Annotated in this window: 10 protein-coding genes; 6 read left to right on the plus strand and 4 right to left on the minus strand. The window is 73.6% G+C overall.

Translation table 11 applies throughout. The features are described from left to right. The first annotated feature begins 5 nt into the window (after window positions 1-5). Window positions 6-1,196: an acyl-CoA dehydrogenase family protein gene (locus tag GIS00_RS18155; RefSeq protein ID WP_154769881.1), complete on the plus strand. Its 1,191-nt coding sequence runs from the start codon at window positions 6-8 to the stop codon at window positions 1,194-1,196. A gap of 29 nt (window positions 1,197-1,225) precedes the next feature. On the opposite strand, the gene trmB is transcribed toward GIS00_RS18155, so the two are convergent. The 3 genes from trmB to GIS00_RS18170 form a co-directional block, all read right to left on the minus strand. Further along, complete coding sequence (gene trmB / locus GIS00_RS28490) at window positions 1,226-1,963, minus strand: tRNA (guanosine(46)-N7)-methyltransferase TrmB (protein ID WP_322098095.1); 738 nt, start codon at window positions 1,961-1,963, stop codon at window positions 1,226-1,228. A gap of 114 nt (window positions 1,964-2,077) precedes the next feature. Next, window positions 2,078-2,839 (minus strand): hypothetical protein, encoded by a 762-nt coding sequence (locus GIS00_RS18165; protein ID WP_154769883.1) that lies wholly within the window; start codon window positions 2,837-2,839, stop codon window positions 2,078-2,080. A 1-nt stretch (window position 2,840) separates the two neighbouring features. Continuing rightward, window positions 2,841-3,857, minus strand: a complete 1,017-nt coding sequence (locus GIS00_RS18170) for an ABC transporter ATP-binding protein (protein ID WP_154770194.1) — start codon at window positions 3,855-3,857, stop codon at window positions 2,841-2,843. Between the two features lie 135 nt (window positions 3,858-3,992). Between GIS00_RS18170 and GIS00_RS27870 the strand changes: the two genes are divergently transcribed. The 3 genes from GIS00_RS27870 to grpE all read left to right on the plus strand — a co-directional run bounded on the left by GIS00_RS27870 (window position 3,993) and on the right by grpE (window position 8,567). Then, window positions 3,993-6,134 (plus strand): Hsp70 family protein, encoded by a 2,142-nt coding sequence (locus GIS00_RS27870; RefSeq protein WP_322098096.1) that lies wholly within the window; start codon window positions 3,993-3,995, stop codon window positions 6,132-6,134. Between the two features lie 106 nt (window positions 6,135-6,240). Further along, window positions 6,241-7,812, plus strand: a complete 1,572-nt coding sequence (locus tag GIS00_RS18180; protein WP_154770195.1) for a dynamin family protein — start codon at window positions 6,241-6,243, stop codon at window positions 7,810-7,812. After that, window positions 7,809-8,567 carry a nucleotide exchange factor GrpE gene (grpE, locus tag GIS00_RS27875; RefSeq protein ID WP_230313801.1) on the plus strand — a complete coding sequence of 253 codons (759 nt, stop codon included), beginning with the start codon at window positions 7,809-7,811 and terminating at the stop codon, window positions 8,565-8,567. Before GIS00_RS18180 ends, grpE begins: the two co-directional genes overlap by 4 nt. Here grpE and GIS00_RS18190 read toward each other — a convergent pair. After that, on the minus strand, window positions 8,540-9,097 hold the full coding sequence (locus GIS00_RS18190; protein WP_322098098.1) for a CGNR zinc finger domain-containing protein: 558 nt from the start codon (window positions 9,095-9,097) through the stop codon (window positions 8,540-8,542). The two genes, grpE and GIS00_RS18190, sit on opposite strands and share 28 nt — an antisense overlap. A gap of 25 nt (window positions 9,098-9,122) precedes the next feature. On the opposite strand from GIS00_RS18190, the gene GIS00_RS18195 reads away from it, so the two are divergent. Both GIS00_RS18195 and GIS00_RS28685 read left to right on the plus strand, forming a co-directional pair. Then, window positions 9,123-9,293, plus strand: coding sequence for a hypothetical protein (locus GIS00_RS18195; protein ID WP_154769884.1), 171 nt, complete (start codon window positions 9,123-9,125; stop codon window positions 9,291-9,293). Window positions 9,294-9,380: 87 nt separating this feature from the next. Further along, window positions 9,381-12,680, plus strand: coding sequence for a dynamin family protein (locus GIS00_RS28685; RefSeq protein WP_154769885.1), 3,300 nt, complete (start codon window positions 9,381-9,383; stop codon window positions 12,678-12,680). The last annotated feature ends 68 nt before the right edge of the window (window positions 12,681-12,748 follow it).

The following is a 12,748-nucleotide window of genomic DNA, read 5'->3' on the forward strand; positions in this document are numbered from 1 at the left end:
CGGGCATGGCCCTCGACGACGAGATCCCGCTGCTGCCGGGCGACCTGTTCGGCTACGAATCCCTGCTGGACGCCGACGAGTGGTCGGTGGTGCGACGGACCCGGGCCTTCCTCGACGAGCACGTTGCGCCGATCGCGGCGGACTGCTGGGAGTACGCCCGGTTCCCGCACCAGATCGTGCCGCCGCTCGCCGAGCTCGGGATCGCCGGTCTCACCATCGATTTCGAGGACCGCCCGGCCTCCCGGCAGCTGCTGACCGGGTTCCTGGCGATGGAGATAGCCCGGGTCGACCCGTCGATCGCCACCTTCTTCGGTGTGCACTCCGGCCTGGCGATGGGCACCATCGCGCTCTGCGGATCGGACGAGCAGCAGCAGCGCTGGCTGCCGCCGATGCGGTCGATGGAGCTGATCGGCGCCTTCGGCCTCACCGAGCCAGAGGGCGGCTCCGACGTCGCCGGCGGCATGCGGACCACCGCCGAGCGGATCGGCGACACCTGGGTGCTGCAAGGTGCCAAGCGCTGGATCGGCAACGCGACATTCGCCGACCTGACGGTGATCTGGGCCCGCGACGTGGCCGACGACCAGGTGAAGGGTTTTGTCGTCGAGGCCGGCACGCCCGGCTTCACCGCCGAGCGGATCGAGCGCAAGTACTCGCTGCGCACGGTGCAGAACGCCGACATCACCCTCACCGACTGCCGGGTCCCGGAGGCGAACCGGCTGCAGCGGGCGGAGTCGTTCAAGGACACCGCCCGGGTGCTGCGGTTCACCCGGGGCGGGGTCGCCTGGTCGGCGGTGGGCACCCAGCTGGGCGCCTACGACGCCGCGGTGCGCTACGCCGCCGAGCGGCAGCAGTTCGGCCGGCCGATCGGCCACTTCCAGCTGGTCCAGGAACTGCTGGCGAAGATGCTCGGCAACATCACTGCCTCGCTCGGCATGGCCGTGCGGGTGGCGCAGCTGCAGCAGGACGGGGTGTTCCGCGACGAGCAGGCGGCGCTGGCGAAGTGGTACAGCACCGCGCGGCTGCGGGAGACCGTCGCCTGGGGCCGGGAAGTGCTGGGCGGCAACGGGATCGTCCTCGACAACGACGCCATGCGGTTCTTTGCCGACGCCGAGGCGCTCTACTCCTACGAGGGCACCGCGCAGATGAACGCGCTGATCGTCGGCAGGTCCATCACCGGCAAGAGCGCCTTCGTCTGAGCAGCGGGCCGGCCGGCCGTATCACCCGCTCAGCGCCGGACGAACTCCAGGTCGTTGATCTCCCGGCCGGCGGACAGACCGCGGCGTTCGAACCGGGTCCGCGGCCGGAACGCCGGGCGCGGCGCCCAGCCCGGGTGGACGTTGCGCAGCGACTTCACCCCGCCCAGCACGGCCAGCATCTGCAGGGCGTAGGGCTCCCAGTCGGTGGCCATCCGCAGCAGCCCGCCGCGGCGCAGCCGGCTCGCGGCCAGCTCGGCGAACTCGGCGGACACCAGCCGCCGCTTGATGTGCCGGGTCTTCGGCCAGGGATCCGGGAAGAACAACCAGATCTCGGCGAGCGACCCCGGCCGGACCAGCTCGGTCAGCACCTGCACCGCATCCGCCCGCAGCACCCGGACGTTGTCCACCCCGGCCCGGGCCAGGTGGTGGAAGGTCTGCGCGACCCCCGGCCGGTACACCTCAATCGCCAGGATGTTCGCCTCCGGCCGCGCCTTGGCCATGGCGGCGGTGGATTCGCCCATGCCGGAACCGATCTCGACCACCAGCGGGGCGTCCCGGCCGAACAGCGCGACCGGGTCCAGCGTCGTCCCGACCCCGTCGACGTCCAGGTACCAGGCCGGAGCGTGCGCCTCCCAGGCCCGCCGTTGCACGTCGTTCAGCCGGCCGCCGCGCGGGGTGAAGCTGACCACCCGGCGGAAGTGCGCGGGCACCCCGTCACCGGGGGTACCGGTGCGGATCCGGGTGTGCTGAACGGGGCGTGCCTCCACAGTCGGCACAGTAGGGCCGCCCCCGGTCCCCGGCCAACCCGGATCCGGATCGACGGAGTCCATCGACGGAGCCCGGAGTCGGCTGCCGCGCGACCGGCCACCGGTGTGTGCGGGTCAGGCATCCCGGCGGCGCAGCACGATCAGCGCGATCACCCAGATCAGCACGGCGTAGCCGAGGAACGCGAGCAGACCCTGGACGGGGGTCGGGGCGTTCGGGTCGACGACGTTGAAGTTGCCGGCCGGTCCGGGCAGCTGCCGGAGGTCGGCGACGAACTGGGCACCGGCGCGGAAAGGCAGCCACGGGCCGATCTTCTCGCCGACCGTCGGGATCAGCCCGACCAGCTGCTCGACCAGCAGCGGCCAGAGCAGCAGGATCGCCACCGCCCCCGCGGACTGCCGGAGCAACGATCCCACCGCCACCGCGATCACCGCGCAGATCGGGAACAGCACCGCGTGGCCGGCCACCACCCGCCAGAGCTCGCCCTGCAGGTCCAGCGGCAGCGGCGGGCTCTTCGCCAGCAGCTTGGTGAGGAAGAAGGCGCCGACGGCGCAGATGAAGCCGATGACCGCGCCGAGCACCGCCAGCACCACGGTCTTCGACAGCAGCACCGCGAACCGGTTCGGGGTGGCCAGGAACGCGGTCCGGATGGTGCCGAACCGGTACTCGGTGGTCACCGCCAGCGCGGCCAGCACCAGGAAGATGTTCTGCCCCAGCCCGACCCCGCTGAGCGCGAAGGTCGGGACGGCGTTGCGGCCGTTCTCCAGCAGTCCGGCCAGCAGCGCGAACAGCGCGGACGCGACGAGGATCGCCACCAGGCACCAGTAGGGGGAGCGGGTGGAGAAGAGCTTGATCCGTTCGACGTTGACCAGTGACATGTCAGCGGTTCCCTTCCGGTCGGAACGGATCGGCGGGCGGCAGGTCGGCGGCGGTCAGCGCGCTCGCCGCGGCGGCGTGTGCGGCCGGGGAACCGGCGAAACCGTGCGCCCCGTACTCCACCGAGTCCCCGGTCAGCTGCATGAACGCCTGCTCCAGTGATCCGGTGACCCCGGTCAGCTCGTGCAGGGTGATCCCCTCCTGACCCGCGATGTCGCCGACCTGCTCGATCGGGACGCCGGAGATCGACAGCGCCGGTGGGGTCTTCTCGTCGCCGGCGATCGGCTCGGCCGCGATCCCGCGTGCGGTGAGCGCGGCCCGCAGGTCGTCCAGCCGGGGACTGCGCACCCGCACCGAGGTCTCCGTCGCCTGGGCGATGAAGTCCGGGGTGGCCGCGTCGGCGATCAGCCGGCCCCGCCCTATCACCACGAGATGGTCGGCGGTGAGCGCCATCTCGGACAGCAGGTGGGAGGAGACCAGCACCGTCCGGCCGGCCGCGGCCAGTGACTTCATGAACTGCCGGATCCAGAGGATGCCCTCGGGGTCGAGTCCGTTCACCGGCTCGTCGAAGAGCAGCACCTCGGGGTCGCCGAGCAGCGCCCCGGCCAGGCCGAGCCGCTGCTTCATGCCGAGGGAGAACTTGCCGACGGACTTCCCGGCCACGTCGGACAGCCCGACGACCTCCAGCACCTCGCCCACCCGGCCGGCCGGGATCCCGCTCGCCGCGGCCATCCAGCGCAGGTGCGCGCGGGCGGTGCGGTTGGGGTGCACCCAGTTGGCGTCGAGCAGCGCCCCGACCTTGGTGAGCGGCTTCTTCAGCGCGGCGTACGGGACGCCGTCGATGAGGGCCTGCCCGGACGTCGGGTTGTCCAGGCCGAGGATCATCCGCATCGTGGTGGACTTCCCGGCCCCGTTCGGGCCCAGGAAGCCGGTCACCGTCCCCGGTCTGACCTGGAAGGACAGTTGGTCCACGGCCCTGGTGCGGCCGTAGACCTTGGTCAGGCCCTGCACGTCGATCATGTCGGCCTCTCTGGGATCGGTCGAGCCGGCGCCGGCCTCGGTCATCGACGGCCTCGGTCAACGCCGCGCCGGCCTTGGTCAGCACTGTGCGCCTCACAGCATGCCGTACCGACTCCTCCGTGCCACGGACGGAGGGTGAGGAGTGATCACCGGAGCGTGGTGTTCGCCGGGACCTCGCCGTCCGGGCACGCAGCCGTCGACGGCATGACACGATGGGCCACCGGTGTGCAGGGTGCGCACCGGAACCTGACGGACCGGGCGGAACACGGAACCATGCGGTTGTTGGCCATCGACTTCGGCACGTCGAACACGGTCGCCGCGCTCGCCGTCGACGGCCAGGCCCCGCGCACCGTCACCTTCGACACCTCGCCGCTGCTGCCCTCCGCCGTGTACGTCGCACCGGACGGGTCGGTGGCCACCGGGCGGGAGGCGCTCCGGCAGGCCCGGCTGGATCCCAGCCGCTTCGAGCCGAACCCCAAGCGCCGCATCGACGACGGCGAGGTACTGCTCGGCGACCGGATCGTGCCGGTGGTGGACCTGCTGGCCGCGGTGCTGCGCACGGTGGCGACCGAGGTCCGCCGCCAGCTGGGTGGCGGGTTGCCCGACGAGGTCCGGCTGACCCATCCGGCGAACTGGGGCGCGGCCCGACAGAACACGCTGATCACCGCGGCCCGGGCCGCCGGGCTCGGCGCGAACCCGGTGCTGCTGCCGGAACCGGTCGCCGCGGCCGCCCAGTTCACCCGGCTGCCCGGCCGGACCCTGCCGCCCGGCGGCGCGGTCGCCGTCTACGACCTCGGCGGTGGCACCTTCGACGTCGCCGTGGTCACCCGCAACGGTGACGGCCCCGGTCAGGGCGAGTTCCACGTGCTGGCCGAGGCCGGTCTTCCCGACCTCGGCGGTCTGGACTTCGACCAGGCGATCCTCGACCACGTCGGACGCGGCGCCTCCGCCGTGGACCCGGGCCGCTGGCAGCAGCTGCTGCGGCCGGCCGACGCCTCCGCGCGACGCACCGCCCGCGCCCTCGCCGAGGACGTGCGGGCCGCCAAGGAGACGCTGTCCCGGTACGCGCAGACCGAGGTCGCGCTGCCCGACCCGTTCACCGACGCGCACCTGACCCGCACCGAGTTCGAGGGCCTGATCCGGCCCGACCTGGTGCGGTCCATCGATCTGCTCGGCGACACCCTGCGCACCGCCGGGGTCACCCCGGACCGGCTGACCGGGGTGTTCCTGGTCGGCGGCTCCTCCCGCGTGCCCCTGGTGGCCGGGCTGATCCAGGAGCGGCTGCGACTCACCCCGGTGGCCCTGGACCAGCCGGAGACCACCGTCGCCCTCGGCGCGCTGCTGGTGCCGGTCCGCCGCAACGCCCAGCGGACCGTCGCCCTCACCGAGGGCACCCCGGGCCGCCCGCCGCAGCCGCCGACCGGGCCGCACGCCCGGCCCACCGGCCCGCACACGCCTTCCGGTCCGCACAGCGCCGGCCCGCACGCCTCGGGTCCGCACAGCTCGGGGACGCCCGTTGTCGGCTCGCGTCCCCCGGGGCAGAACGACCGCGGCACCGCCCGCCGCCGGCGCGGCCTGCTGGTCGGCGGGGTGGGCGCCGTGGTCGCGATCGCCGCGGTGCTGGTGGTGCTGTTCGCCACCGGGGTCTTCTCCGGCACCGGCGGCACCGCGACCAGCAGCACGTCGGCGCCGAGCACGTCGGGCGGGTCGCCGTCCTCGGGCGCGTCGTCCGGCGGCACCGATCCGTCGCAGTCCGCCGGGACCTCCGGTGCCGGGCCGAACGGCGTGTTCACCACCGACGAGGTCGACTTCGTCGGGGCGTCGATCAGTCGGCTGACCAACTGCACCGTCCTCACCGACGGGTTCAACAGCTCGCTGCCGACCGAGCTGTCGGCGGACCGGGTGATCCGCTGCGACCTGCCGGAATCGATCTCCGACGAGGCCGGCATCTTCTACCGGACACTGGTCTACGTGCTGACCGCGCCGGACGCCGATGCGAGTGGCTATCTCGACCGGTTCGCCGAGCTGCGCGCCGTGCCGGACGACGGCTCGGACCCGCGGGACAGCGACGAGACCTTCGACACCGGGCCCGGCGGAAGGGTTGTCACCGCGGAGGACATGCCGGCCTTCGGCGAGGCCTACACCGGTCACGGCAACTCGGTGCTCGCCTGGACCCTGGACGGCACACCGTTGGTCGGGCTGATCGCGGTGCAGGGCGCCACGGTCGCGTCCGAGATGCTCGGGCTCTGGGACAGTCAGTACAAACCACGCGGGTAACCTGCGGCTCGTACCGGTCCCGTGTCCGCACGGCCCGGTCGCGCACCCGATCGGCGGAGGAGGGAGACCGAGCGTGCAGGGACCGCTGTCCGCCGCCGTCGGCGGCATGTGCACCGCGCTGCTGCCGCAGGTCTCCGGACCGGTCGCCGCCGGTGTCCGCGAGGTGCTCGCCCGGCTGGACACCCCGCTGCAGCTGGCCGTCGCCGGCCGCATCAAGTCCGGCAAGTCCACCCTGGTCAACTCGATCATCGGCCGCCGCGTGGCGCCCACCGACGTCGGTGAGTGCACCCGGCTGGTGACCCGCTTCCAGTACGGGACCGTCGACCGCATCGAGGTCGTGCTCAAGGACGGCAACCGCACCACGATCCCGTTCGCGCCCGACGGCGGGGTGCCCGCCGAGCTGGGCCTGGACATCGACACGGTGTCCCACCTCGAGGCCTACCTGACCTCGGCCCTGCTGGCCGACATCACGGTCATCGACACCCCCGGGCTGGGATCGCTGGACGCGGCGTCGGTCTCGCGCACCGATGCGCTGCTCGGCACCCCGGGTGCCGCGCCGGCCGGCGGCGAGTCGGAGGACGGCACCACCGAGATGGACCCGGTCTCCCGGTTCGCCGTGGCCGGCGCCGAGGCGGTCATCTACGTGTTCACCCAGTCGGTGCGGGCCGACGACACCGCGGTGCTCACCTCCTTCACCGCGGCCACCGCGTCCCGTGAGGCCGGCCCGGTCAACGCGCTCGCGGTGCTGAACAAGGCCGACACGGTGCCGCCGGAATCGGTGGCCGGTGCCGAGGGTTCGGTGGCCCGTGCCGCCCGGTTGCTCGCCGCCGAGCAGGCCGCCGTGCTGCGGCCGCGGGTGGCCGACGTGCTGCCGCTGATCGGGCTGCTGGCCGAGACCGCCGAGACCGGCGCCTTCACCGCCGGCGACGCCGAGGCGCTGCGCGCGCTGGCCGGCGTCGACCCGGGCATGTTCTCGGCGATGACGATGGCCGCCGACCTGTTCACCATGATGGACGCGCCGGTGGACCCGGCCACCCGGATCCGGCTGCTGCAACTGCTCGACCTGTACGGGATCGGGCAGGCCGTGGCGATCATCCGGGAGGACCCGGCGATCTCGGCGGGCGAGCTGCGGCGCCGGCTGCTGGACGCCTCCGGTCTGGCCGAGCTGCGCCGCCGGCTGGGCGAGGTGTTCCGGTCCCGGGCCGACGGGATCAAGGCCAGCGCGGCCCTGGCGTCGTTGGCCTCGCTGGCCGCCGCGTCCACCGACTGGGCCGAGCGGCAGCGGATCCATGACGCCATCGAGGTGCTGTTGCAACGCCCGGAGGCACACCAGCTGAGGCTGATGGAGGCGCTCACCCTGGTGACCAGCCGGTCGGTAGCGATGCCGGACGACCTGGCCACCGAGATCCTCACCCTCGGCGGGTCGACCCGGCCCGACGAGCAGCTGGGACTGGCCGGTGCCGACCAGGCGACGCTGCAGCAGGCGGCGCTGGACCGGGCCGGGTGGTGGCGGTCCTACGCCTCGTTCGGTGCGACCCCGGCGCAGAGCCGGGTGGCGCACGTGGTGCACCGCGCGTACTTCCTGCTCTGGCAGGAACTCAAGGGTGACGTCCCGGCGGCCGCGCCGGGCACCCTCGGCAGGCCGCCCCGACCGGCCGGTGAGGATTGGCGATCATGAGCTGGCTGTCCGGATTCCGGCGGGGCGAGCACGAACGGGAGCCGGTCGATGACATCCCGCCGCCGGAACCGATCGCACCGCCGGAGCCGCTGGCCCCGCGCCGGCACCTGGCCGACGACTTCCGGGACGCCGCGGCCACCGAGTACACCCCGGAGCCGCTGAAACCCCGCCACCACCTTGCGGACTCGTTCCGGGAGGGCGCGGCGACCGCCGATCCGGAGCGGAAGACACTGGCCGACCGGTTCCGCGAAGGCGCTGCGTCGGCCGACGACCACGAGGCGGGACGGTTGCGTGCGCTCGCCGAGTCCGCCGGTGCCAAGGGCCGGTCCGTGGGCGAGGCCGGCGCCGACCGGCTCAAGGCGCTGGCCGGGTCGTTCCAGGACGGTTTCGTCGAGGCGGGATCCGACGAGGAGACCGCACCGGGGGACGGAGCGGTGGAGGCCGTCACGGATCCCGCCGCAGCCGAGCGCCGGGTGCTGATCGACCTGCTCATCTACGCCTGGGACCGGGCGAAGAGCCCCGGCGTGTGGGAGCGCTTGTCCGCGGGGCTGGAGTCCGTCGGGGTGCAGGTGATCCGGCCGGACGGGGAGAAGTTCGACCCTGCCCACCACGAGGCCGGCGGGATCGAGCGGACCGACGACCCGGCCAGGCACGACGTCGTCGCCGAGACCGAGCTGGCCGGGTTCGTCGACCGCGGCACCGTCATCCGGGAGCCGGTCGTGGTCGTCTACCGGCTCGCCGACCCGGTGCCCTGAACCGCCCCTGACCCGGAGATCCGGGACCGGTGGCGCTGAACGGCCGCCCGGTTGCCGCAGCCGGGACTGCAGTACCGCTGCCGGCCGTTGCGTGAGACGTCCGCGTACACGCGCGTGCAGTCGACCGCCGCGCACCGGCCGAGCCTTCCCATGCCCAGCCCGGTCAGGTGCAGGGCGGTGCCCACCGCGACCAGCGCCGCGACCTGGCGGTGCACCGGCAGGCCGTCCGCCCGGAAGTGCAGGTGCCAGCCGGTTCCCGCGTGGTCGGTGAGCTGCGGCGGGGCCGAATACTCGGTGAGCAGGCCGTTGAGCAGCTCGGCCCGGGTGATCGGCGCCGCGGCGTCCACCACCGCCGACCATCGGTCGAAGAACGAGGCAAGGGCGGTCAGGTCGGCCGGGGTGACAGCGCACTCCAGCACCAGACCCGCCCCGGCACAGCGATCGGCGAGTGCGGTGGTGTCGGTCGGCGGGTCATTGGCCAGATCGACGGCCAGCAGCACCGGATCCCGCCCGTAAGGGTTGAACTGCACAAGCACATGACATCACGCTGGAACCATGCACACCACCCACATCTGGTCCACCCGCTCCAGTCACCTCACCAGCGACGGCCTCGTCCGCTACCAGCAGTGCGCCTGCGGCCGGCAGCGGGTGCTGCTGGACGCCTTCGACGGCGGCGCTCCGTCGGCCGAACTCGCCCGTCCTGCACGGGTTCCGGTGGCCCGGTGATCTCCGGGCGGTGACCGGCGCCGATCGCCCGGTGCGGACCTGCCGGACCACTCCCCTGGAAGCGCCCGGACCGGTAGTTTCACCCCCATGACGCCCAGGGACCCGTTCGCCACCGTCCAGGCGCTGGGCATCACCGCCCCGCGCGCCGGTGCGCGTCCGGTGCAGCCACCGTTGCCGCAGGCGGTGAAGCAATGGCGTGACGCCTCGGTGACCTGGTTGCGGGTGGACGACCCGGAGGCCGCCGGGGTGCTGGCCGCCCGGCAGCCCTCGACCACCGCGCCCCGGATGGTCGTCGTCGGCGAGACCAACCGCGGCAAGTCGTCGTTGGTCAACGCGCTGCTCGGCACCCCGGGCCTGTCGCCGGTCGACGCCGGCGTCGCCACCTGCAGCTATCTCACCTTCGTGCACTCCGACCAGCCGTACGCGGTCGCCCGGTTCGGCGGCGGCATGGCCGACATCACCTTCCCCGTCACCGATCTCCGCAACTGGGCGACGGTGGACGGCGAACCGGACCTGGACGTCCCGCCGCCCCGGATGATCGAGATCGGACTGCCGTCCGAGATGGCCCGCGCGGTCACCGTTGTCGACACCCCGGGTGTCGGCGGGTTGGTCGCGGCGCACGCCGAACTCGCCGCCGAGGCGGCGGCCGAGGCGACCGCGCTGCTCTTCGTGGTCGACGCGTCCGCGCCGTTCACCAGCGGTGAGCTCGGCTTCCTGAACATGGTCGCCGACCGCGTGGACAGCGTGCACTTCGCCGTCACCAAGACCGACGCGTACCGCGGCTGGCGCGAGATCGTCGATGCCGACCGGCAGTTGCTGGCCCGGCACGCCCCGCGTTTCACCGATGCGCTGTTCCACCCGGTGTCCAGCCGTTTGGCCGATGCCGCCGCCGGCCAGGCCGACCCGAAGATCGCCGGCATGATCCTGGAGCAGTCCGGCGTGCCGGCGCTGCGCAACGTGCTCACCGGCGAGGTCGCGGCCGCCGCGGCGATGCTCTCCGAGGCGAACACCATCCGCAGCAGCATCACGGTGATCGCGGGTGCGGTCACCAAGCTCGACCTGTCCCGCAAGGCGCTGACCGCCGGTGCGGCACAGGCGGAGTCGCTGAAGTCCAGGCGGGAGGAGCTGCTGGGGCAGCGGAAGTCGGGCGGCCGCAGCTGGCAGGTCAACCTGCGCTCCGAGATCCAGCGCGCCCGTGTCGATCTCACCCACGAGACCGCCCGCGAGGTGCGTGAGGCCGGGCAGATGTTCCGCGGGTCGATCGACACCGCGGACAACGCCGAGCTGAAGAACATGCCGTACCACATCGACGCCTACGCGAAGGCGATGACGCATCGGGCGCACGCCCGGCTGATCGACGCGATGGGGCGGATCACCCGGAACGTGCTGGCCGAGCTGTTCACCCAGGACGAGCTGACGGTGCTCATCTCGCAGTTGGCGACCCGGCCGTACGAGGCGGTGCAGTCCCGCGGGCCGGAGAAGCAGCGCAACCTGGACGAGTCGATCATGACGCTGTCCGGTGCGGGCATGGGGTTCTCGCTCTCGCACATCGTGGTCAGCCTGCCGTTCATGGCGCTCCCGGCCGCCTTCGGCATCGCGCTCGCGCCGATCTCGGTGGTGGTGGGCGGCGCGGCCGCGCTGTTCCTTCTCAAGTCGCGCAAGCGGATGGCCGAGCGCCAGCACCTCAAGCAGTGGCTGATGGAGGTGCTGGGCGAGTCGAAGGCGCAGATCGACCAGGGCATCGCCGAGCAGTTCGTGGATGCCGACCAGCAGCTGACACTGGCGCTGGACGACGCACTCTCGCGCCAGGTCGCGGCGCTGGACGCGGAGATCAAGGAGGTGGACGGAGCGCTGAAGCTGGACGCGAGCGAGCGGGCCGGCCGACTCCGGTCCATCGACGAACGCAAAGGTGCCGGCACCACGCTGATCTCGGGTGGGGAGGCGCTGCTGCAGCGGATCCGGTCGACGAGATTCGGTGCGGCACCGGTGAATCCGGCCGCGCCCGGGATCCCGGCCGGGTTCCGCCCGGCTGCGCTGCCGACCGTTCCCGGTGCCACTGCCGCCCCGCCGGTCGTGCCGGTTCCGCAGGCTGCACCCGCCGGTCCGCCACGGCCGGGTGCCGGGGCGGCAACCCTGTCCTTCGGTGCACTGCTGCGTAAGAACGGTGCCGCTCCGGGCGGCCCCCCTGCTGCTCCCGCGCCGGCCGGGCCACCCGCTGCTGCCGCGGCCCCCGTGCCGGCCGGCCCTCCCGCTGCTGCCGCGGCCCCCGTTCCTCCCGTGCCGGCCCCGGTTCCGGCGGCCGCGGCGCCCGCACATCCTGCAGCGCCCCCGGCCGCGGGTCCTGCGGGCTCGGCGCAGGTGGCCGCCGGCCCGTTCGTCCCGGTACCGGCGACACCACCTCCTGCCTCCTCACCGATCGCTCCGCCCGGACCGCAGGGACTGCGGCCGATCCGGGTCCCGGCCGGACTGCCGGCGGTGATCGCCGGTGCCCGCCCGGCACCGGCACCCGGGGTGCCGGTGAGCCCCGGGCCGGCCGCCGCGCCCGGTGGTCCGGACGTGTCGGAGACCCAGGCGGGAGCCGCCGCGCCGGGAGTTGCCGCGCCCACACCGGCCGTGTTCCGGCCGGTGCTGCCGCAGGGCCTGGTCCGGCTCCGCGAACGGGCCCAGCAGGTTGCCGCGGAGCAGGCGGCCACGCAGCAGCCCGCTCCGGGCGCGCCCGCCGCCCCCGCTGCGTCGGGGCCGCCGCCGTCCCCGCAACCCGCGTTCATGTCGCCGGCAACGGCACTGTCGCCGGCATCGGCAGCGCACCCTGCAACGGCACCGGCATCGCCGGCAGCACCGCCGTCGGCAACGGCACCGCAACCCGCAATGGCACCGCAGCTCGCAACGGCACCGGTCCCGCAATCGGGAGCGGCAGGAGCGCCGGCCCCGCCGCCGGCTCCTCAGCGCCCGGCCGGTGGCGCACCGTTCATCCGGCCGCCGGCGAACCAGCCGCCGCGCGGGGTGTCCTTCGCCGGGATCTCGGCGATCGCCCGGGCGGCGGGTGTCCGCCCGGCCGGCGCGTCGGCCACCTCGCCCGTGCCCGATGTCGGACCGCACCCCCCGAACGCCTCTCCGGCCGCGGTCCCGGCTGCGCCGCCCATTGCGCCCGCTGCGCCCACTCCGCCCGCTGCGCCCACTGGGACCATTGCCTTGGCTGCCACCGCGCCGGCGATCGCGGCAGCTCCGGCGACCCTCGACGCGGTCACACCCGCTCCGCGGGGACGCCATCACGCGCCGGATCCGGACCATGACCCGGCGCCGGGCGGCCAACCGGACGGCACCGGATCATCGCCGGAGGTATCTGCGACCGCGGAAGGGGACTCCTCGGGCCCGCACACGAACTGAGCGGGACAGGGAACCGGATCGCTCCGCCAGGAGTCGGACCGGTACTGACCTCGGCAGCCTGGCTGCCC

The organism is Nakamurella alba, assembly GCF_009707545.1.
Lineage (GTDB): Bacteria > Actinomycetota > Actinomycetes > Mycobacteriales > Nakamurellaceae > Nakamurella > Nakamurella alba.